General features: G+C 69.7%; 18 protein-coding genes. 5 read left to right on the top strand and 13 right to left on the bottom strand.

Annotation, left to right across the window (positions count from 1 at the left end):
• The first annotated feature begins 330 nt into the window (after positions 1 to 330).
• Positions 331 to 1,251: an ATP-grasp domain-containing protein gene (locus A605_RS06350; protein WP_015400682.1), complete on the top strand. Its 921-nt coding sequence runs from the start codon at positions 331 to 333 to the stop codon at positions 1,249 to 1,251.
• 96 nt (positions 1,252 to 1,347) lie between these two features.
• Here A605_RS06350 and A605_RS06345 read toward each other — a convergent pair whose 3' ends face one another.
• The 5 genes from A605_RS06345 to A605_RS06325 form a co-directional block, all read right to left on the bottom strand.
• Complete coding sequence (locus A605_RS06345; RefSeq protein WP_015400681.1) at positions 1,348 to 2,451, bottom strand: glycoside hydrolase family 25 protein; 1,104 nt, start codon at positions 2,449 to 2,451, stop codon at positions 1,348 to 1,350.
• Positions 2,452 to 2,684: 233 nt separating this feature from the next.
• Positions 2,685 to 3,638, bottom strand: coding sequence for an electron transfer flavoprotein subunit alpha/FixB family protein (locus A605_RS06340; protein WP_015400680.1), 954 nt, complete (start codon positions 3,636 to 3,638; stop codon positions 2,685 to 2,687).
• Between the two features lie 34 nt (positions 3,639 to 3,672).
• Positions 3,673 to 4,470, bottom strand: a complete 798-nt coding sequence (locus A605_RS06335; protein WP_015400679.1) for an electron transfer flavoprotein subunit beta/FixA family protein — start codon at positions 4,468 to 4,470, stop codon at positions 3,673 to 3,675.
• 98 nt (positions 4,471 to 4,568) lie between these two features.
• Positions 4,569 to 5,738 (bottom strand): THUMP-like domain-containing protein, encoded by a 1,170-nt coding sequence (locus A605_RS06330; protein WP_015400678.1) that lies wholly within the window; start codon positions 5,736 to 5,738, stop codon positions 4,569 to 4,571.
• 155 nt (positions 5,739 to 5,893) lie between these two features.
• Positions 5,894 to 6,727 carry an ABC transporter ATP-binding protein gene (locus A605_RS06325; RefSeq protein WP_027004462.1) on the bottom strand — a complete coding sequence of 278 codons (834 nt, stop codon included), beginning with the start codon at positions 6,725 to 6,727 and terminating at the stop codon, positions 5,894 to 5,896.
• Between the two features lie 176 nt (positions 6,728 to 6,903).
• Between A605_RS06325 and A605_RS06320 the strand changes: the two genes are divergently transcribed.
• Positions 6,904 to 8,922 (top strand): maltotransferase domain-containing protein, encoded by a 2,019-nt coding sequence (locus A605_RS06320; RefSeq protein ID WP_015400676.1) that lies wholly within the window; start codon positions 6,904 to 6,906, stop codon positions 8,920 to 8,922.
• A 165-nt stretch (positions 8,923 to 9,087) separates the two neighbouring features.
• Entirely contained in the window at positions 9,088 to 11,283 is a 2,196-nt protein-coding gene (gene glgB / locus A605_RS06315) for a 1,4-alpha-glucan branching protein GlgB (RefSeq protein WP_015400675.1), read from the top strand.
• Positions 11,284 to 11,355: 72 nt separating this feature from the next.
• Here glgB and A605_RS06310 read toward each other — a convergent pair whose 3' ends face one another.
• Entirely contained in the window at positions 11,356 to 11,766 is a 411-nt protein-coding gene (locus A605_RS06310; protein ID WP_015400674.1) for an arsenate-mycothiol transferase ArsC, read from the bottom strand.
• Positions 11,763 to 12,884 (bottom strand): ACR3 family arsenite efflux transporter, encoded by a 1,122-nt coding sequence (gene arsB, locus A605_RS06305; RefSeq protein ID WP_015400673.1) that lies wholly within the window; start codon positions 12,882 to 12,884, stop codon positions 11,763 to 11,765. The genes A605_RS06310 and arsB overlap by 4 nt, the downstream gene beginning before the upstream one ends.
• A gap of 81 nt (positions 12,885 to 12,965) precedes the next feature.
• Here arsB and A605_RS06300 point away from each other — a divergent pair, with 81 nt between their 5' ends.
• Positions 12,966 to 13,313 carry an ArsR/SmtB family transcription factor gene (locus A605_RS06300; RefSeq protein WP_015400672.1) on the top strand — a complete coding sequence of 116 codons (348 nt, stop codon included), beginning with the start codon at positions 12,966 to 12,968 and terminating at the stop codon, positions 13,311 to 13,313.
• Positions 13,314 to 13,357: 44 nt separating this feature from the next.
• Here A605_RS06300 and A605_RS06295 read toward each other — a convergent pair whose 3' ends face one another.
• The 6 genes from A605_RS06295 to A605_RS06270 are packed head-to-tail and all read right to left on the bottom strand — an operon-like array spanning position 13,358 to position 19,468.
• Positions 13,358 to 14,653, bottom strand: a complete 1,296-nt coding sequence (locus A605_RS06295) for an LLM class flavin-dependent oxidoreductase (RefSeq protein ID WP_015400671.1) — start codon at positions 14,651 to 14,653, stop codon at positions 13,358 to 13,360.
• Positions 14,653 to 15,783 (bottom strand): LLM class flavin-dependent oxidoreductase, encoded by a 1,131-nt coding sequence (locus A605_RS06290; RefSeq protein WP_015400670.1) that lies wholly within the window; start codon positions 15,781 to 15,783, stop codon positions 14,653 to 14,655. Before A605_RS06290 ends, A605_RS06295 begins: the two co-directional genes overlap by 1 nt.
• Before the next feature lie 8 nt (positions 15,784 to 15,791).
• A complete protein-coding gene (locus A605_RS06285) occupies positions 15,792 to 16,619 on the bottom strand; it encodes a DUF1684 domain-containing protein (protein ID WP_015400669.1) in 828 nt (275 codons plus the stop codon).
• Positions 16,609 to 17,565 (bottom strand): transporter substrate-binding domain-containing protein, encoded by a 957-nt coding sequence (locus tag A605_RS06280; RefSeq protein WP_015400668.1) that lies wholly within the window; start codon positions 17,563 to 17,565, stop codon positions 16,609 to 16,611. Before A605_RS06280 ends, A605_RS06285 begins: the two co-directional genes overlap by 11 nt.
• Before the next feature lie 5 nt (positions 17,566 to 17,570).
• Complete coding sequence (locus tag A605_RS06275; RefSeq protein WP_015400667.1) at positions 17,571 to 18,398, bottom strand: amino acid ABC transporter ATP-binding protein; 828 nt, start codon at positions 18,396 to 18,398, stop codon at positions 17,571 to 17,573.
• Positions 18,395 to 19,468 carry an amino acid ABC transporter permease gene (locus A605_RS06270; protein WP_015400666.1) on the bottom strand — a complete coding sequence of 358 codons (1,074 nt, stop codon included), beginning with the start codon at positions 19,466 to 19,468 and terminating at the stop codon, positions 18,395 to 18,397. Before A605_RS06270 ends, A605_RS06275 begins: the two co-directional genes overlap by 4 nt.
• A 195-nt stretch (positions 19,469 to 19,663) precedes the next feature.
• On the opposite strand from A605_RS06270, the gene A605_RS06265 reads away from it, so the two are divergent.
• Positions 19,664 to 21,625, top strand: a complete 1,962-nt coding sequence (locus tag A605_RS06265; protein WP_015400665.1) for an FAD/NAD(P)-binding protein — start codon at positions 19,664 to 19,666, stop codon at positions 21,623 to 21,625.
• Positions 21,626 to 21,638 lie beyond the last annotated feature (13 nt).

Below are 21,638 nucleotides of genomic sequence, written 5' to 3'. Positions count from 1 at the left end.
CCATAAGCTGAGAATATCCTTATCCGTACTGGTGGAGATCCCTCGGTCCCACCTATTGCCACCTCCGAACAGGGGGGCGGACTGGGCGATTCTCTCCCCCCTTCTCCCCGCGTCGCGCGTTCATCTCAGGACAAATCAAGTTTTCTCCTTCATCTCCCCTCATATTTCGCCAGAAACATTTATAGTTTCCTAAGGGAGAACTCAGCATCTCCGGGCCGGCAGGATCCGGCCCGCCCCTCCCCCTCCACGGCCACCGGATGAGCCCGCGTACCCAGTCCCCCATTTCAGCACCTACTCCTTCCTCCCCCACCCAGCAAAGGAATCAGTACCGTGTCTTCCCACATCCGCACCATCCTGATCACCGGAGCCGGCGGTGCCGCCGGCCGGAGCCTCTGCCGCCAGCTGCGCCTGCTCCGGAACGCCCACCTCCGCATCATCGCCACCGATGTGCGCGAGGTCGAGACCTGCGCTGACATCTTCCTGACCGGCCCCGCGGCGGATTCGCCGGAGCTGATCGATTTCCTGCGCTCGGTCATCGCCTCCTACGACGTCGACCTGGTGCTACCCACGGTCCAGGACGAGCTGCCGGTCGTGACCGCGGCCGCCCCCGAGCTGGGCAACCGCGTCATCCTCTCCGACCCGGTCAGCGTGGACGTGTGCCACGACAAGCTGCTGACCGCGCTGCGCCTGGAGGACCAGGGCATCGCCGTACCGTGGACCCGGGCCGGCTCCCAGACGCCGGTCGATTACCCGCTGGTGGTCAAACCGCGCGTGTCCCACGGGGGGCGTGGCGTGGTCGTCGTGGACACCGCCGAGGAGCTGCCGGAGCTCGACGAGTCCGTGATCATCCAGGGGTTCGCCGGCGGCGTCGAGTTCTGCCCGCAGGTCTACCGCTCCCCCATCGATGATTCCGTCACCACGGTGATGCTGCAGAAGATGAAGCTTCGCGACGGCCGCATCGGCAATGCCGACTCCGTGCTCCGCATCGCGCGCTCACTCGCCCCGGACGTCGCCGAACTCGCGGAGGCCACCGTGGTGGCCCTGGAGCTCTACGGCCCGGTCGACCTCGACATCCGCCGCGGGAGGGACGGCACCCCGGTGGTCCTGGACGTCAACGCCCGGTTCGGCCCGCACTCCGCCTGCGCCCCGGAACTGCTGAGGCAGCTGCTCGCCGACGCCGCACTGGTCGTCCCGGAGGCCCCGGAAGCGCCCACCGCCGCGTTCACCACCACCGCCCTCCAGGCCAGCTGACGCCTCCCCCTCAAGGGCGCCACGACGCCGCCTTCCCCCGGGGTCGGGGGAAGGCGGCGTCAACGTCTGTCGTCGAAGGCGCGTGCCGGATGGATGTCAGGCGTTGGCGGCCGCGGCCGCCCGGACGGTGGCCTCCACCGCGGTGAGGTCGACGTTGTCGAGCAGGATGAGCAGATCGCCGATGGTGTAGTCGCCGGTGGCCGCCATCCTCTCCAGATCGGCGACGGGCAACTGGCCGCTTTCGATCTGGGCGCCGATCTGCTCGGCGAGGGGGCGTGCGACGGAGGCGTCGAAGCCGAGTTCCTCGGCCACCGCGACGATCACGGGGATGGCGACGGCCCCGGCGGCCGCGGCGAGGATGACGTTGGCGAGCACACTGTTGTCGGCCCCGAGGATCTCGAGGTCAGCGAGCCCGGCGGTGTCATCCGGAATCCGGAAGCCGTCGGCGACGGCGGCGCCGAGGTTCACGTGGTTGCCGGCCACGAACCGGTGGAGCTGGGGCTCGCTGCCGTTGAACAGGTTCAGGTCGACCGGTCCGGAGACGCCGGCGACCGTGCCCGCGTCGCTGCGCTGCCAGAAGGTCAGGTGGCTCCAGCCGCCCACGGGTTCGGGGGCGGTGTTCTGGTAGGCGGCCAGCCACAGCGGGTAATTGCTGAACTCGGTGGTGTTTCCCATGTGCTCGGCCCAGAAGTAGCGGTAGGTGTAGATCATCGGCCGGCGGCCGGTCAGCGCCTCGATCTCGGTGACGAACTCGCGAACCCAGTTCTGCAGCTCGGGCGCGCTCAGCCCCTCGTCGACCTCGATGTCGAGCACGGGCGGCAGGGAGTTCTGCGGCAGGGCCGCCAGGGCCGTGGCGTAGTGGGCGGCCTGGGTGCGGGCGTCGCGGGACGGGCGGGCGTAGTGGTAGGTGCCGATCACCATTCCGGCGGCGTGGGCGGCGTGGACGTCGGGGAGGAAGTGCTCATTGACGTAGCCCGTGCCCTCGGTCGCCTTGATGAAGGCGTAGCGCTGGCCGTCGGCGGCGACCCGGCGCCAGTCGACGCCCACGCCCGCGGCGTGCTGGTGGCTGGAGACGTCGATGCCCGAGGGGGAGACCGGGGTGAAGGCGCGGGACTGGGGCACGGCGGCGAGCGTGACGGTGAGGGCGGTGGCGAGCAGGGCGGCACAGGCGGCGGTGACGGACCGGCGGAGGACGTTCATGCGGTCGAAGGTAGCCGAAAACGCCTCACGCGGCACTTGAATCACACTATTAACTTTCGTAACATGTCTCACTTTCCGCAGGCAGAACCGGGTGAGGAAGGCTCCCCCGCTGGCTGCGAGGCATACTGACCGCGGAAAACGGGTCGGCGGCACAGACACGAAAACTCCGCCGGGACGACGGTCCCGACGGAGTTCCCACTGCCGCCCACTCCTCTGCCCGGGGCGCGGGTGGACTACTTGCGCGTGTTGATCTCGTCGACGAGCTTCGGCACGACCTCGAAGAGATCGCCGACGACACCGAGGTCGGCGATCTGGAAGATCGGGGCGTCCTCGTCGTTGTTGACCACGACGACCTTCTTGGCGGTCTGCATCCCGGAGGTGTGCTGGATGGCACCCGAGATGCCCAGGCCGATGTACAGGTCCGGCGAGACGGTCACGCCGGTCTGGCCGATCTGGTACGAGGCGTCGTAGTACTCCAGGTCCACGGCGTCACGGGTCGCGCCCACGGCGGCGCCCAGGGCGTCGGCGAGCTTCTCGACGACCTCGGTGAAACCCTCGGTCGAACCGACGCCGCGGCCGCCGGCCACGACGATCTTCGCCTGGGTCAGGTCCGGGCGGTCCCCGCGCACGGCCGGAGTGAAGTTGGTGACGGTGACGTCCTTGGCGGTCACGGCCGGCAGCTCCAGGGCGGTGACGGCACCGGCGGCGGCCTGCGGCACGGCGTCGACCACGCCGGGGCGCAGCGTGTAGATCGGGCTGGCACCGCCAACGGCCGCGGAGACCTGGATGGTGTCGCCGAAGACGGACTGCGCGGCGGTGCGGTCGGCGTTGATGCCGACGACGTCGATCAGCACGCCGGAGGCCAGGCGGGCGGCCAGGCGGCCGGCGATCTCGTTGCCGGTCGGGCCACCGGAGATGACGATCGGACCCGGGGCGGCGGCCGCCAGCATCGACAGGGCGTCGACCTGCGGGAGGATGAGCCGCGAGGCGTTGAGGTCGCTCTCCGCGGCGACGACGGTGGCGGCACCGGCCTCGGCCAGCTGCGGGGCCAGGGCCTGCGTCTCGCCGGGGGCGCCGACGACGACGGCGGTGACCTCCCCCAATGGGCGGGCGGCGGTGATCAGTTCAGCGGTGACGGGGGCGAGCTCGGTTCCGGTGTGCTCGACCAGGACGTAAACGGTGGACATGCGTGGGCTCCTTAGCTATTCGGTCGAGTACGGATCAGAGGAACTTCTCGGCGGCGAGGAACTCGGCGACCTGCGCGGCCGCGTCCTCGCCACGGATGACGTCGCCGCCGGTGCGCGCCGGGCGCCCGCTCGCGGCGGTGACCGCGGTGGCGGCCCGGTCCAGGCCGACCTGCTCGGGGGTGACGCCGACCGACGCGAGACCCAGGGTGGTGATCTCGTGCTTCTTGGCGGCCATCAGGCCCTTGAAGTTCGGGAAACGCGGCTTGTCCGCCTTGTCGGTGACCGAGACGATCGCCGGCAGCGGGGCCTGCAGCTCGTAGACCCCCTCGTTGGTCTCGCGCACCGCGGAGATCTGCTCGGCCTGGTCCCCGGTGAGCGTGACGGAACGGACGTTGGTCAGGGCCGGGATCTGGCGGTACTCGGCGAGGATGCCCGGCAGGGCGCCCATCGCGCCGTCGGAGGAGGCGCTGCCCGCGACGATGAGCCGCACGTCCTCGATGGTGTTGAGCGCGTTCGTCAGCGCCCAGGTGGTGCCGAGGACGTCGGATCCGGCCAGGGCGTCGTCGACGAGGTGGACGGCGTCGTCGGCACCCATGGCCAGCGCCTTGCGCAGGGCCTCGTCGGCGCCGACGGGACCCATGGTCAGGGCCACGACGCGGTAGTCGGCGTCCGGGTTGTCATCGCGCAGTCGCAGGGCCTGTTCCACGGCGTATTCGTTGATCTCGTCCAGGACGGAATCGACGTTGGTCCGGTCCAGGGTGTGGTCGGCCTCCAGAGATTTGGCGGACCAGGTGTCCGGGACGTGCTTGACGAGCGCGACGATGGTGGGCATCGTTATCTCTCCCCTTTCGACGGGTGACGGTTCGCTGCGGTGTTAACGACTGTTCAGAGAGTCTAGTGTAGGTCCGGATTCAAAATATGAGGCAATGCTCACCTGTTCTCGGCCCCGTCCGTGCGCGGCCCGCAGATCAGCGCCACCCCCTGACTGCCGATGCGGGTGCACACCACCGCCATCGGTCGCCTCCCCTTCAACTTGAGCTTTTTGCGCAGGTCATCGGGGTCAACGTCAACGCCGCGGACGAGGATCTCGAGGCTGCCCGCCCCGTGCGCCGCGAGTGCGGGCTTCAACTTCTTCAGGGGCACCTGCTCAATGAAAGGAAATCCCGTGCGCCCGGCCGGGAGGCGGTCACCGGTCAGGTACGCGATGCGCTCGTCGAGCATCCACAGCCCCTCCCGCGCCGCGTAGTGGCGCACCAGCCCGGCGCGCACCACCGCCCCGTCGGGATCGAGGATGAACCGGCCCGGCGCTCCCGCGGTCACGGCGTCGGCGGCCTCTCCCCCGGCGTCGGTGAGGCGGTCGACTTCCCCGCCGGAGACCATCACGGCCTCCCGCCTCGTCCCGCCGCTCAGGCCGGGGGTGTAGAGGCAGGCCTCCTTGACCGCGCCGTCGACGCTGACGAGGCTGACCAACCCCTCCCACTCAGAGAAGTCGAGTCCCGGTGCGCACTTGACGGCCAGTTCCCTGCCCCGCCACGCCTCGACCAGATCCGGCAGGGGCGGCAGCAGCTGGTCGGGCCGGGTGATGCGCCGTCCCCCGGCGCGCCGGGCGGGGTCGGCGACCACGGCGTCGGCGCCCCGGCTGACCGGGTGCAGGGCGTCGGCGCGCACGAGCCAGGCGTCCCCCAGGTTGTGGCGGGCCATGGCCAGGCGCGGGGCGTCGAGGTCGGAGCCCAGATAGCCCAGGCCAGCGGCGCGCACCGATGCCCCCTCGGTGCCGATGGAGCAGGTCACGTCGTGGATCAGTGCGCCGGCGCCGAGTTGCTCACGCAGGCGGGCGGCGCGCACCCGGGCGACCACCGACGGGGTGGCCTGCTGGGCGGCGTCGTGGTCGGTCAGCCAGGTGGCCGGGAACTTCGCCGCGGCCGAGCGCCGGGCCCGGACGAGTTCGGCGACGGCGCGGCCGTGTCCGCCGAAGCGCTCGCGCAGGGTTGCGGCGTCGGAGAGCGTCGATGCGCGGGTCAGCTCGAGCCGGGCGGTGGCGTCGGCGATCTCGGGCGCGTGGGCGGCGAGGAAGGCGACCTCGTCGAGGGTGAAGGCCATGGAGGATGTGTCCGTCAGATTTTTTCGGGGTGGACAGAGGCGAAGTACTCACCGTAGCGCGCAGCCCGGGCCGGGCCACCAACGACCGGGGCGGGCCCGGGGTGCGGTGGTGCGCAATGCACCGGGGTTCCGGCGCCCCTGAACCCCACCCGGGGTCACTTCGCCCGGTGGAGACCGCCGGGGCGGCTGCGGCGGGCGAAGAAGCGGCCGCCGATGCGGTCGAGTTCGATCGGCTGGCGGAAGGTCTTCGAGAGGTTCTCGCTCGTGAGCACCGTGTCGATGAGGCCCTGGGCGACGACCTCGCCCTCGTCGAGCAGCATGGCGTGGGTGAAGCCCTCCGGAATCTCCTCGACGTGGTGGGTGATCATGACGATCGCGGGGGCGTCGGCATCCATCGCCAGGTCCCCGAGGTAGCCGACGAGATCCTCGCGCCCGCCGAGGTCCATGCCCGCGCCCGGCTCGTCGAGGATGAGCAGCTCGGGGTTGGTCATCAGGGCGCGGGCGATGAGCACACGCTTGCGCTCACCCTCGGAGAGGGTGCCCCACTCCCGGTCCATCAGGTGGAAGGCCCCGACCTGGTCGAGGATGTTCTGGGCCTGCTCGAAATCGATTTCGTCGTAGTCCTCCCGCCAGCGCCCGAGGATGGCGTAGCCGGCGGAGACCACCAGGTCGCCCACCTTCTCCTGCGCGGGGATGCGGTTGCCCAACGCGGAGGAGGACACGCCGATCATCGCACGCAGGTCACGCATGTCGGTCTTGCCGACCCGCTCGCCCATGATGAAGGCCTGCCCCGAGGACGGGAACTCCTCGGCGGCGGCTATCCGGATCAGCGTGGTCTTGCCCGCACCGTTGGGTCCGATGATCACCCAACGCTCGTCCAGCTCCACCTGCCAGTCCACCGGCCCCACCAGGGTCCGGCCCTCGCGTCTGAAGGTCACGTCTCGGAAATCGACCAGGAGGTCCTCATTGGTATCAGTCACAACCCCCATTGTGGCTGATTCCCCAACTGCCCTGTGGAACTGACACAGCTCCGCTAGGCTCTCTGGCAGACGAGCCCCGCCCCGGCCCAGCGTGCTGAGCTGGGCCGAACCGGTGCGCAACCCGGAGATGACCTCCCTCGTCGCAGCCCATGGACCCACGAACCATTAGCGAAGGTGAACCACGCATGATCGGCCGACTCGGTATTGACGACGTACGCCCACAGATCTCCGGACGACTGCACCCCGCGAAGGCAGTCGTCGGTGAGGTCGTCCCCGTCACGGCGCTGGTGTGGCGCGAAGGCCACGACGCCGTGGCCGCCACCCTCAACGTCACCGCCCCGGAGTCGGGCGAGACCATGGCCATCCACATGCATCCCGAGCCCGGGAACCAGGACCGGGTGCACGCCGTGTTCATCCCGGACGCCCCCGGCACCTGGACGTTCCGAATCGACGCCTGGTCCGATGCGTTCGCCACCTGGCGCAACGCGGTGACCAAGAAGATGGACGCCGGACAGGGCATCGACGAGCTGGCCAACGACCTGGCCCACGGCGCGGAGCTGTTCGAGCGCGCCGCCGAGCAGTCGCCGGAGACCGAGGCCGGTATTCTGCGCGCCGCCGCCGAGTCCCTGCGCGCCGAGGTCCCGCTGCACGCCCGTGTCAAGGACGCCCTGTCTGATGAGGTCAGCGGGATCCTCCAGGACTTCCCGCTGCGTGACCTGCTGGTCCACGGCCAGCTCCACCAGGTCAAGGTGGAGCGCCGCGCCGCCCTGGTCAACTCCTGGTACGAGCTGTTCCCCCGCTCCACCGGCGGCCGAGACGCCGAGGGCCGGCCCGTCCACGGCACCTTCGCCACCACCGCCGACGCCCTTGAGCGCGTGGCGAAGATGGGCTTCGACACCGTCTACTTCCCCCCGATCCACCCCATCGGCGAGATCAACCGCAAGGGTCGCAACAACACCCTTACCCCGGAGCCCACGGACGTCGGCTCACCCTGGGCCATCGGCTCGGCCGAGGGCGGCCACGACGCCGTCCACCCGCAGCTGGGCACCATCGACGACTTCCGCGACCTGCTGGACCGCGCGGACGAACTCGACCTGGAGGTCGCTCTCGACCTGGCGCTGCAGACCGCCCCGGACCACCCCTGGGCCACCGAGCACCCCGACTTCTTCACCGTGCTCGCCGACGGCACCATCGCCTACGCGGAGAACCCGCCGAAGAAGTACCAGGACATCTACCCGCTCAACTTCGACAACAACCCGGAGGCGATCTACGAGGAGGTTCTCCGGGTGGTGAGGTTCTGGGTGGAGCTGGGCGTGCGCACCTTCCGCGTGGACAACCCGCACACCAAACCGGCGAACTTCTGGCACTGGTTGATCGAGGAGATCCACAAGACCGATCCGGACGTCATCTTCCTGGCGGAGGCCTTCACCCGCCCAGCGCGCCTCTACGGCCTGGCCAAGCTCGGGTTCTCCCAGTCCTACACCTACTTCACCTGGAAGACGACGAAGGCGGAGCTGACCGAGTTCGCCACCACCGCCGCGGAGATGGCCGACATCTCGCGCCCGAACCTGTTCGTCAACACCCCCGACATCCTGCATGCCTCGCTGCAGCACGGCGGGCGCGGCATGTTCGCCATCCGCGCCGCCCTGGCCGCCACCATCTCCCCGCTGTGGGGCGTCTACTCCGGCTACGAGCTCTACGAGCACGTCGCCGTGGCCCCGGGCAGCGAGGAGTACCTCGACTCGGAGAAGTACGAGCTGCGTCCGCGCGACTTCGAGGGCGCCCTGGCCAGCGGTGACTCCCTGGAGCCGTTCATCACCTCGCTGAACACCATCCGTCGGGAGAATCCGGCGCTCCAGCAGCTGCGCAACCTGCACATGCACGCGGCCGACAATGATCAGATCCTCGCCTTCTCCAAACTGGATCCGGTCAGCGGCAACGTGGTGCTCGTGGTCGTCAACCTCGACCCGCGCAACGCCCAGGAGGCCACCGTGACGGTGGATCTGTCCGCCGTCGGCCGGGACGCCGGGGCGAGCTACCCCGTCCGCGACGCGATCACCGGTGCCACGTACACCTGGGGCGAGCGCAACTTCGTCCGCCTGGAGCCGTGGCGCGACGTCGCCCACATCTTCGTGCTGCCCGACGTGCCCGTCGAGCGTCGGGAGGAGCTCGCCTGGCGCGAGATCGGCGACTACCGCCCCTGACCCGGCCGCGGCCCGCCCGCGACCTTTCTCCGGCCGGTCCCCGACCGGTCACCCCCGGGCGAATGGCCACGCCCGGATGCGCCCGCTCAGGTACCGTCAGGAAGTACCGTGCGCGGGCCGAGCCCGCCGACAATCCGGAACCTACCCGCACCCCGAGGAACAGTCATGACCGACGGTATCGACCAGCACCTTCTCATCCCGGAGCAGGACGCGAACCGGTTGCGCACCTGCAGCCACCACGCCCCCCACGACTTCTACGGCTGGCACCCCACCCCGGACGGATCCGTGATCCGCACCCGCCAGTTGGGCGCCACCCGGGTGGAGCTGCTCATCCACGACGACGTCATCGACCTCTCTCCCATCGGAGATGACATCTGGGTGGTCGACCTGCCCGACACCGACTCCCCCGACTACCGTCTGCGGATCCACTGGCCCGACACCGAGCCGGTGGAGACAGCGGATCCGTACCATTTCCTGCCCACCCTCGGCCCCCTGGATCTGCACCTGATCAGCGAGGGACGCCACGAGCGGCTGTGGGAGGTGCTCGGCGCCAACCCGCGCAGCTACGAGACCGAGCGCGGCACCGTCACCGGCACCTCCTTCGCCGTGTGGGCCCCGAACGCCACCGGCGTCGCCGTCATCGGCGACTTCTGCGCCTGGAACCCCAACCAGTTCCCCATGCGCTCGTTGGGCTCCTCTGGTGTCTGGGAGGTCTTCCTGCCGAATATCGGGCCGGGCACCATCTACAAGTTCGCCATCCAGACCAAGGAGGGCCACCGCCGCGACAAGGCCGACCCGATGGCCAAGGCCACCCAGGCCCCGCCGGAGACCGCCTCCGTGGTCGCGGATTCCTCCTACCGGTGGAATGACGGCGAGTGGATGCGCCAGCGCGCCGGGCAGGACATCGACTCCTCCCCCATGAGCGTCTACGAGGTCCACCTCGGCTCCTGGCGAATCGGCTACGGCTACCGCGAACTCACCGAGAAGCTCGTCGACTACGTGGTCGAGCAGGGCTTCACCCACGTCGAACTCATGCCCGTGGCCGAACACCCCTTCGGCGGTTCCTGGGGATACCAGGTCTCCGGCTACTACGCCCCGACCGCCCGCTGGGGTGACCCGGATGAGCTACGCGCCCTGATCGACGCCTTCCACGCCAGGGGCATCGGCGTGATCGTCGACTGGGTGCCGGGCCACTTCCCCAAGGACGACTTCGCGCTCGCGCGGTTCGACGGCCAGGCCCTCTATGAGCACCCCGACTGGCGCCGCGGGGAGCAGAAGGAGTGGGGCACCTACATCTTCGACTTCGGTCGCCGTGAGGTGCGCAACTTCCTCGTCGCCAATGCCCTGTACTGGATCGAGGAGTTCCACGTCGACGGTCTGCGCGTGGACGCCGTGGCCTCCATGCTCTACCTGGACTACTCCCGCAACGAGGGCGAATGGCTGCCCAACCAGTACGGCGGCCGCGAGAACCTCGACGCCGTGCAGTTCCTCCAGGAGATGAACGCCACCGTCCACCGCACCCACCCGGGTGTGCTCACCATCGCCGAGGAGTCCACCTCCTGGCCGGGCGTGACCGCCCGCACCGAGCACGGCGGCCTGGGCTTCTCCCTGAAGTGGAACATGGGCTGGATGAACGACACGCTCGAGTACTTCAAGCTCGACCCCATCCACCGCTCCCACCACCACAACGAGATCACCTTCTCGCTGATCTACGCCTACTCCGAGCGCTACGTCCTGCCGTTCTCCCACGACGAGGTCGTCCACGGCAAGGGATCGTTGTGGGGCCGGATGCCGGGCGACGACTGGAACAAGGCCGCGGGCCTGCGCACCCTCTTCGGCTACATGTTCTCCCACCCGGGCAAGAAGCTGCTGTTCATGGGCCAGGAGTTCGGGCAGACCGGCGAGTGGGACGAGGCGCACTCCGTCGACTGGAGCAACCTCGAGGGCTGGGGCAAGGAGTTCCACGAGGGTATCCATCAGCTGGTCCGGGACATGCACGGGATCTACCGCGACACCCCGGCGCTGTACACCCAGGACAGCGAGCCGGCCGGTTTCCAGTGGGTCAAGGGTGACGACGCCGAGCACAACGTCCTCGGCTACGTCCGCTGGGGCTCCGACGGCTCGGGGCTGCTGGCCATCGTCAACCTCTCCGGCTCCTCCCACTCCGACTACCCCCTCGGTGTCCCCCGGGGCGGCGAATGGGACCTGGTGCTCAACACCGATGACGGGAAGTACGGGGGCGCCGGCAACGAGCTGCCGGCCACCGTCACGGCGGCCGAGTCCGAGTGGGACGGCTACCCGAATTCGGTGACGCTGGACATCCCGGCGATGAGCGTCCAGTGGTACCGCTGGCGCGGCTGAGTTCCGCGCATGAGTGAGGGGGACCGGCCCGTGCGGGCCGGTCCCCCTCTCTTTTTCGTCTGTGCTGCGGCGCTACAGCTCCCCGAGCAGCGTACGCACGCGGGCGTCGATGTCGTCGCGGATCAGCCGCATACGCCCGAGCCCCTCGATGCCGCGGTGCGACGGCTCGTCGGTCACCCAGCGCTCGAGGGTGCCGCGCGCGTCGTCGGGAAGCTCGAGCTGCGCATCCGCGCCGAGGACGATCACGCGGTCGACCTCGCGCAGCAGCTGCGGGTCGACGCCCTTGGGGTGGCCGTGGGACATGTCGGCGCCGGCCTCCGCGATCGCCTCGACCGACTCCGCGTTGAGCCTGGTGCCGGGTTTCGTGCCGGCGGAGTGGATCTCAAGCTGGCCGACGGCGTGTTTTTCGGCCAGGGCGGCGGCCATCTGGGACTTGCCGCCGTTGCCGACGCAGACGAACAGGACAGAGGGGTGGGCGGTCATGGGGTGACGGTCTCCTTCTCGGAAGCGGGAATCCGGGTGCTCGGGCGGGCGGTGGCGGGCAAAGTGGGGTCGCCGGGGAAGAGCCTCGGGCCCAACCACAGCATGACGTAGACCAGGCCGACGAGCACGGGGATCTCGATCAGCGGGCCGATGGTGCCGGCCAGGGCCTGAGCGGAGGTCGCCCCGAAGGTGCCGATCGACACGGCGATGGCGAGTTCGAAGTTGTTGCCCGCGGCGGTGAAGGACACGGAAGCGGACTGGGCATAGCCCATACCCGAGAGCCTGGAGGCTGCCAGGGAGATGGCGAACATGCCGACGAAGTAGATCAGCAGCGGCACGGCCACCCGCGCCACGGTCCAGGGCTGTGAGGTGATCTGTTCGCCCTGCAGGGAAAACAGCAGCACGATGGTGTAGAGCAGGCCGATCAGGGCCAGCGGGGAGATGGCGGGCAGGAACTTCGACTCGTACCAGCGCCGGCCCTTGGTCTTCTCGCCGATGACACGCGAGAGCACGCCGGCGAGCAGCGGGATGCCGAGGAAGACGAGCACCGAGGTGACGATCGACCGGAACGAGAACTCCGCGGAGGTGGTCTGAAGTCCCAGCCAGGAGGGCAGGACCTGCAGATAGAACCAGCCCAGCACGCCGAACATGATGACCTGGAAGACGGAGTTGATGGCCACCAGCACGGCGGTGGCCTCCCGGTCCGCGCACGACAGGTCGGACCACACGAGCACCATGGCGATGCAGCGGGCCAGGCCGACGATGATCAGTCCGGTGCGCAGCTCCGGCTCATCGGGCAGGAAGAGCCAGGCCAGGGCGAACATCAGGGCCGGGCCGACGAGCCAGTTGAGGACCAGGGAGACGCTCATCAGGCGTGTGTCGGCGGTGATCTCGCGGGTCTTGTCGTATCGGACCTTCGCCAGCGGCGGGTACATCATCACCAGCAGGCCGAGGGCGATCGGCAGGGAGATGCCGCCGACCTCGAGCGCGCCCAGGGCATCCCCAAGGCCGGGGATGGACCGACCGAGGAAAAGACCGAGCGCCATGGCGAGGATAATCCAGGCGGGCAGCCAGCGGTCCAGGAAGGACATTCGGGCAGGCTGGTGTGGTGCGGTCATGCGTCACCTTTCATGGTATTGACGTTGATCGATATGAAAACTACTTCCCATATCGATGGCAGTCAATATATGGTGGTGGGTATGACGACCGGCCAGTTCCTTCCTCTCACGGATCTCACCGACTGCTGCTCACTCGGCAGCGGTCCGTTGAGCGATGACGAGGCCGGACGCTACGCCGCACTGTTCAAGATCCTCGCCGACCCCGCGCGGCTGCGGATCCTGTCCCAGCTGGCCGCCGGCGGGTGCGGCCCCGTCAGCGTCGGGGAGCTCACCGGGAAGCTCGACCTCAGCCAGCCGACGGTCTCCCACCACCTGAAGAAGCTCACCGACGCCGGTCTGCTGGAGCGCAGCCGCGCAGGCCGCACGGTCATCCACTCGGTCCGCCCCGAGCTGTTCGCCGAACTGCGGACCGTCCTCCAGATGGATTAGCGCACCGGGGAAACATCCCGGCGCACCACTTCCCTGCCCCCCCCTTACCCGACCGGACGCAGGCCGAGGTTCTCGCGCAGGGTGGGGCCGGCGTAGTCCGCCGGGTAGATCCCGCGGTCCTGCAGGCGCGGCACCAGGCCGTTGACGATGTCGTCGAGGCCGGAGGGCACGAGCCACGGGCTGATGTTGAAACCGTCCACGGCACCGGTGCGGGCGTACTCGGCGAGCCGGTCGGCCACCTCGTCGTAGCTGCCGACGAAGGAGTTGCCCGGCTGAGTCAGGCGGCTGGTGGCGAACTGTCGGATGCTCCACCCCTTCTCCTCCGCCTCCTTGCGCCAGGCCTGCGCCAGCTCCTTGGCCTTGGCACCCTGGAACATCGCGCCACGGGTGACGTCGGATTCCTCGACCACCGGGTCGAACTCCGGCAGCGGGCCGTCGGCGTCGAGCCCGGAGAGGTCGGTGCCCCAGTACTGCTCGAGGTAGGCGATGGCCTGCTCCGGGCCGACCTGGAGTCCGCGCACGCGGGCCTCCCGCTCCTTCGCCTCCGCCGGGGTGTCGGCGAGGATGAACTCGGCGACGGGCATGATCTTCACGTCATTGGCGGGACGTCCCGCCTTGACCGTGCGCTCGACAATGTCGGTGCGGAACTCCTGCGCCTTCTCCAGCGCGGCGAACGGGGAGAAGATCACGTCGGCCTGCCCGGTGGCCACGTCGCGGCCCTGTGGGGAAGCACCGGCCTGGAAGAGCACCGGTCTTCCCTGGGGGCTGACGGGCAGGGCCGGGGTGAAGTCGATGCGGTAGTGGTCGCCCACGTGGTCGACCGCCCGCCCGGCCCAGATGTCCTTGGCCACCCGGACGAAGGCCTCGGCGTGCTTGTAGCGGTCGGCGTGGTCGAGATAGCCGCCGCGGCGGAAGTTCGCCCCGGTCCAGGCGTTGTCGGTGGTCACGATGTTCCACGCCGCCCGCCCCTCGGAGAGCAGGTCCAGGCTGTGCAGCCGGCGCGCCAGATCCACCGGATCGTTGTAGGTGGTGTTCTGGGTGGCCACCAGGCCGATGTTCCCGGTGATGGCGGCGGCCGCGGCGAGCAGCGTCTGCGCGTCGGGCCGGCCGGAGACGTCGAGGTCGTAGATGCGGCCGCGGTGCTCGCGCATGCGCAGGCCCTCACCGAGGAAGAAGGCGGCGAACTTGCCGCGCTCGGCGGTGGTGACCATCTGCCGGAAGGACTCGAAGTCGATCTGGGATCCGGACTCCGGGCTCTTCCACACGGTGCCGGCGTTGACGCCCTGGAAGAAGCAGCCGAACTGCAGGACGCCCGAGGGGGTGAAGTCAGTGGTGCTCATCAGTTCTCCTTCGATGCGGTGGTGGCGGTGTAGCGGCTGGCGGGGCGTGTGAGCCCGAGCAGATCACGGAAGCTACCGTCCACCGGGGTCTCGGCGAGGCCGGTCTTCCGGCGCAGCCCCGGCAGGACGAGGTTGACCAGCTCCGGCAGGTCGACATCGACCTCGGCCGGGCGCAGGCGCACACCGTCGACGGCGGCGAGCACGCGGGCCAGCTCCGAGGTGACGTGCGCGGCGGTGCCGCTGAGCAGCACCGTGTCCGGGGTCCAGATCGTCTCGGCGTCGAGGGTGGCCAGCCGGTCGGCGGCGGCGCGGCCCCGGGCGTCGAGCGCCACCGCGACCTCCGCGATGACGATGCGGGCACCGTTGTCGCGGGCGGTGGCAGCGGCCTCGAGCAGGGCGTCGACGGAGTCCGCGGCGACGAGCACGCCGTCGACCTCGGCCTCGGCGGAGACCAGGTCGGAGGGGGCGAGTACGGGCAGCTGGCCCTGCGGCGGGCGCGGGGTGATCGACGGGCCCTTGACGGAGTAGTTCTCGCCCTCGAAGTCGACGTAGTGGATCTTGTCGGCGTCGAGGAAGCGGCCCGTGGCGACGTCGCGGATTTCGGCGTCGTCCTCCCACGAGTCCCAGGTACGGCGGGCGACCTCGATCGCGTCGACGACCTCGCGCTTGACGCGCGCGGCGTCGGCGACCTCGCGGCCGACGGTGCGGGCCTCGATCTCTTCGCCGGTGCCGTAGACGATCCAGCCGGCGCGGCCGCGGGTGACGAAGTCCAGGGACATCAGCTGGGTGGCCAGGTGGAAGGGCTCGGTGTAGACGACGTCGGCGACCGGGATGAGCGCGGCGCGGCGGGTCAGGGGGCCGGCGTAGGCGGCGGCGTGGATGCCGGCCAGTCGGCCCGGGTGGGTGGTGGCGCGGGCGTCGAGGGCGCCGTCGGCGAAGGTGATCGCCTGGAAACCCCCGGCCTCCGCGGCCTGCACGCGGGTGGCGAGGCGACGTCCCGAGTGGGCGGCGGCCTGCCCGGCTTCGGGCTCCCGGGCGGCGGGATGGTCGCCGGCCCCGTCGAGATTCAGCGCGAGAAAGGGCTGGGCGAGGGTGCGGCCGTACTCCGGACGCTGCTGTGATGAAGTCACTGTTTCCTTCACTTTCTTTCGTTCGGGATGATTTCGCCTGCGGTGACCTCAACGTCGAGGTGGTTGCCGGCCGGCGGCAGCGGGCAGGTCGCGTGGTCGGTGTAGGCGCAGGGCAGGTTCACGGCCCGGTTGAAGTCGACGATAACCGGACCGGAGACGTCGACGGACAGGGTGCGGGCGTCCCGCCAGGTGGTGGCGCCGGAGGTGGCGTCGGTGAACAGCAGCTGGACCGTGGTCGGGTCGCCGGTGGCCAGGACCGTCAGCTCGTGGTTGGTGCCGGCGAGCTCGAGGACCAGAGTGCCGGCGGCACGGAACTGCTCGTGCTCGAGCCCGTCGAGCACCGAGCCCAGGGTGATCGGGCGCGGGTGATCGAACGGGCGGTAGGTGGCGGTGACCGCCCACGCGGGATCGGCCGGGTACGCGGGGGTGCCGCGGTAGCCGGTGACTGACGGGTTGCGTGGGTGCCGGGGACGCACGATGGGGCGGGACCCGCGCAGCGCGACCTCGATGCGGTGGTCGCCGTCCCCGATCAGGTAGCCGACGGCGGTGACCTCGGGAAGGGACACCGTGGTGTCCCCGCCCCGCGGGTTGAGTTCGCGCCCGTCGAGCACGGGGTTCTCCCCCACCGCCAACTCCAGGACGACCCGGCCGTCACGCCAGGACCACCGACCCGGCGCGCCGTTGACCCGCACCGGGGTCTCGTCGAGCCAGGCCATGCCCACCGGGGACAGCGGGCCGAACGGGGCGCCGACGCCCTTCTCGTGTGTGGCGTGCCAGCTCTCCCACTCGGCGGCGAAGCCGGTGCTTTCAGCGCTTTCAGTATTCTCAGTTGCCATAATCCTCCAGACTCCTCGTCTCCACCCCGGGCAGGGCCTCCTCGCCGAGTTCCCACCGGTCCAGCACCTGCTGGTAGGTGCCCTCCTCGATCAGTTCGTTCATGGCCGCGGTGTAGGCCGGGGCCAGCCCCGAACCGCGGGCCATCGCGGCGCCGACGAGCGTCTCATCGGGCCAGCCGGCCGAGATCTGTCCGGCCACCGCCACGTCCTCGCGGGTGCTGGCCAGGTAGGACGCGCCCGGGAAGTGGTTGAAGAACGCGTCGACGCGCCCGGAGACCACCGCCATCGTCATGTCGTTTTCGTTGACGTAGTAGTACAGGTCGGCCGGTTCCCTCCCCTGCGCCGCCAGCTGTTCGTTCCAAGCCAGGAGCACGCGCTCCTGATTCGTCCCGGCGACCACCGCGATGCGCAGGCCCGCGATGTCGTCGGCGCTCTCGATGCGCAGGTCACTGTCGGCAGGTTTGAGAAAGCCCAGATACGCGGCGCGGTAGGGCGTGAAATCGAATTTCTGCATCCGCTCGTCCGTGATGCCGATGTTGGCGTGCATCGCCTCATACTCGTTGGCCTCCACCTTCAAGGGCCAGTTGTCCCAGCTCGTCAGCTCGAGATCCAGCTCCAGGCCCAGCTTGTCGGCCACCAGTCGGGCGAGGTCGACCTCCACCCCGATGGGTGTGGCGTTGTCGGTGGCCATCATGACCAGGGGCGGGGCGCCGTGGATGAGACTGCCCACCGTCAGTGCACCGTCGGCGCTGATCTGCTCGGGCACCATCGCGGCGATCTCCGGGTTGGCGGTGGAGCGGACCGGATTCTGCGCGGGGCTGAGATTCAGACCCGTGTCCTCCACGGCCGCGAGATTGACCGGATCGGCGCAGGAGGCCAGGCCGAGGGCGGTGACCACCCCCACGACCGCCAGGGTGGCACGGCGCCGGAGTTGCGGTGCGCGCATCGCCGTCACTCCTCCCCTCCGACGTCGCGGATCCGGGACAGGAAGTCCCGGGTGCGGTCATGCCGCGGGTGGTTGAAGAACTCGGCGGGCGGGCCCTGCTCCACGATCCGGCCGTCGGCCATGAACACGACCGTGTCCGCCACCGTGCGGGCGAACCCCATCTCGTGGGTGACCACGACCAGGGTGGTTCCCTCATCGGCGAGGTCGCGGATGACGGCGAGCACCTCGTCGACGAGCTCGGGGTCGAGTGCGCTGGTCGGCTCGTCGAAGAGCAGGACCTTCGGCTGCAGGGCCAGGGCCCGGGCGATGGCCACGCGCTGCTGCTGGCCGCCCGAGAGCTGACGCGGGTAGGCGTCCTCCTTGTCGGCCAGGCCGACGCGTTCGAGCAGGCGGCGGGCGGTGGCCTGGGCCTCCTTCACCGGCACGCCGAGTGCGCGGACCGGTGCCTCCGTGATGTTGCGCAGGACTGTCATGTGGCCGAAGAGGTTGAAGTTCTGGAAGACCATGCCGATCCCCGTGCGCTGGCGCAGGATCTCGGCCTCGGTCAGCTCGTGCAGCACGCGCGGGTCGGAGGCGTCCTGCCGGTAACCCATGATCTCGTCGTCGACCCGCACCATGCCGGCGTTGATCGTCTCCAGGTTGTTGATGGTCCGCAGCAGCGTGGACTTCCCGGAACCCGAGGGGCCGATGATCACGGTGACCTCGCCCGGTTCCACGGTCAGGGAGACCCCGTGCAGGACCTCCTGCCGGCCGAAGGACTTCCGTACGTCGGTGATCTCCACCTTTCCGCGGGTCGCGGTCGGCGCCTGGGCGGTGTTGTTCTGCTGGCTCACAGTGATCCCTCCTGGGTGTGCTGTGTCGGCCGGGACGTGGGCTCGGAGGCCGACGGAGACGCCGACGACTGAGTCGCTGCCCAGGACGGGCCGGAGCTCTCGGGACGACGGCGGAACTTCGCGCGGAAGCGCTGCAGCGGCGTGGGCGGCAGCTCACGCAGGGAGCCCTTCGCGAAGTGGCGCTCGACGTAGTACTGGGCGATCGACAGCGCCGAGGTGATCACGATGTACCAGATGGTGGCGACCAGCAGCATCGGCAGCACTTCCTGGGTCCGGGCGTAGACGACCTGGACCGTGAGGAACAGCTCCTGGTAGGCGAGCACGTAGACGATGGCGGTGCCCTTGACCAGAGAGATGATCTCGTTGAAGGAGGCCGGCAGTGCGGCCCGCATGGCCTGCGGCAGCACGATGCGCAGGGAGCGGTCGCTGGCCGGGATGCCCAGGGCGGCCGCGGCCTCGAGCTGGCCCTGGTCCACCGAGAGGATACCGCCGCGGATGATCTCGGCGGCATAGGCGGCCTGGTGGAGGCCCAGGCCGAGGATAGCCGCCATGAACGGGGTGATCAGTTCATTGGTCTCCATGTTCAGGAAGGCGATGCCGGTGAACGGGATACCGAGGGTGACCTGTTCGTAGAGATAACCGATGTTGTACCAGAGCAACAGCTGAACCAGCAGCGGCGTCGAACGGAAGATCCAGGAGAAGGTCCAGGACACACCCGACAGCAACGGCGAACTCGACAGTCGCATCAGGGCGAGCACGGCACCGAGGACGAAACCGAGCACACCGGCGATGACGGTCAGCTTGAGGGTCTCGAACAGGCCGACAAGCACGGACTCGGCGAACAGCCACGCGGCGACGACGTCCCAGCCCCACCGGGGGTTGGTCGCGAACGACCAGAAGACGGCCAGGACCAGCAGCGCGACCAGCACGGTGCCCACCCAGCGGCCGGGACGACGCACGGGTTTGACGCGGTAGTCCGTGATCGAGCGCCCCGGCCCCGGGGACGAGTCCCGCTGCGTCTCGGGCCTCCGGGTCGCCGCCTGCTCGGCGGCCCCGCTGCGGGAAACCATGTGGCTACCACCTTTCTCTGGTCGGAGTCGGGCCGGTCGGGGAAACTGAGCGCACCACCACCGGCAGACTGAGCAGTCTAACTCATTAGACTAAACTGTCTACCACAGGCTAGCCTGTTGTTGACACCAACGCGTAAACCGGATGGTGGCCCACATTCAGCCCCTGCCCCGCCCACCACCGGCCGAAGGAGAAGGATGCCCGCTCCGCTCACCCGTCTGCTCATCGTCGGAGGAGGTCCCCGCGCCGCGGGCATCCTCGAGCGCATCCTGGCGAACACCGACCTGCTGGACGGCTCCCGTCTCCACATCGACATCGCCGATCCGCACCAGCCCGGCGCCGGACGCATCTGGCGCCCTGATCAGAGCGGTCTACTGCTGATGAACTCCCGCGCCGAGGACGTCAGCGTCTTCACCGATGATTCGGTGACCTGTGCAGGGCCCGCACGGCCCGGACCGTCCCTGAGCGAATGGGCCGCGCTCGTCCGCGCGGGGGAGATCAGCCTGCCCGAGGGCACGGACGACCTGCTCCCGGAGCTGGCCGGGCTGGACGGCGGCAGCTTCGCCTCCCGGCGCCTGCTGTCGCAGTACCTGAGCTGGTTCTTCCACGAGACCATCCAGACTCTGCCCGGGCACGTCACCGTGGCCTCCCACCCCCTCCTGGTCACCTCGCTGACCGAGCACGCCGGGGCGGACGGCGACGGTTCCCCCTTCACCGCCCGGCTGTCCGACGGCACCGTGCTCGAGGCGGATCTCGTCGTGCTCTCCCTCGGCCACACCGACGCCGCGCAGGACGCCCGCGCCACGGCCAACCGGGACTTCGCCCGGCGGCACGGGCTGTTCTACTCCGCCCCCGCGCAGTCCCACGAGCTCGACCTCTCCGGGGTCGGGGCCGGCCGGGATGTTCTCGTCTCCGGCATGGGCCTGGCGTTCATCGACGTGATGGCCCAACTCGGCGAGGGGCGCGGCGGCGTCTTCCACCCGGATCCGCGCCCGGATCAGCCCGACCGACTGCGCTACGAGCCCTCCGGGCGCGAGCCGCGGATGTGGATCGGGTCGCGGCGCGGGGTGCCCTACCACTCGAAGATCAGCTCGCAGCTGCGCGGGCAGACCGGCACCCGGCTGCAGTTCATCACGCCCGAGCTCATCAACCGGCTGCCGGAGACCATCAATTTCCGCGAGCACATCCTGCCGGCCATCACCGCCGAGTGCGAGTACTTTGTCTACCGGGAGATCCTCACGGGCCATCCCGGGTGGTCGGCGATGAGCTGGGAGGAGTTCGAACCGCGGTTCCGCTCCGCCGTCGCGGCAGGCGCCGACCGTTCCGCCCTCATCGCCGCCGCCGTGCCGGATGACTCCCTCCACCTGGATCTGGCGGCGATCAATCTCCCCTTCGCCGGGCGGCATTTCTCCTCCCCTGAGGAGGTGGAGGACGCACTCGTGGCCTATATCGAGGAGGATCTGCACCTGCGGACCTCCCCGGAGCACTCCGAGACCCAGGCGCTGTTCATGGCGATCCTGCTCATCCACATGGAGCTGGCCCGGATCCTGCCGGTCGCCCGGCTGGACGCCGCCTCCCGCCACGTCTTCCCCGACCGCTGGCAGTCCTTCTTCAGCCTGGTGGACTCCGGCCCCCCACCCCACCGGCTCCACCAGCTGCTGGCCCTGCACCGCGCCGACGTCCTCCGCTTCCTGGGCCCGGGTGTGGTCGTGCGCGCCGACGAGGAGACCGGCCGCTTCACGGCCACCAGCCACCAGTCCCCCGTCGAGCTCAGCGCGGAGGCCTACATCGACGCCTTCCTACCCCCGCAGGTGGTCGAGGGCACCGCGAACCCGCTGCTGGCGCAGGTCACGGCTGACGGCCTGGTGCGCGAGGAGCGTATCGACGCCCCGACCGGGGCCGGACACCCGGTGGGCACGGGCCGGCTCGAGGTGGACACCGACCACCAGCTGCTCCGCCCGGACGGCTCCCGGCACACCCGGCTGTGGGCCACCGGCCCCACGAGTTCCGAAATTCCGCTCGGCGCGTTCTCCCGGCCGAACACGAACGCCGCCCCCTTCCGGCGCAACGACGCCATGGCCCGCGACATCCTCAACGCCGCCCGGGACTCAGGCGACGACCGGGTCACGTCCCTGGCCGGGCGCGGGCAGGGGCGGTGACACCCGGGCCGGG

The sequence above is a fragment of the Corynebacterium halotolerans YIM 70093 = DSM 44683 genome (genome assembly GCF_000341345.1).
GTDB classification, from domain to species: domain Bacteria; phylum Actinomycetota; class Actinomycetes; order Mycobacteriales; family Mycobacteriaceae; genus Corynebacterium; species Corynebacterium halotolerans.
Note: the sequence above shows the minus strand (reverse complement) of the source record. Positions and strands in the feature narration are given on the sequence as shown.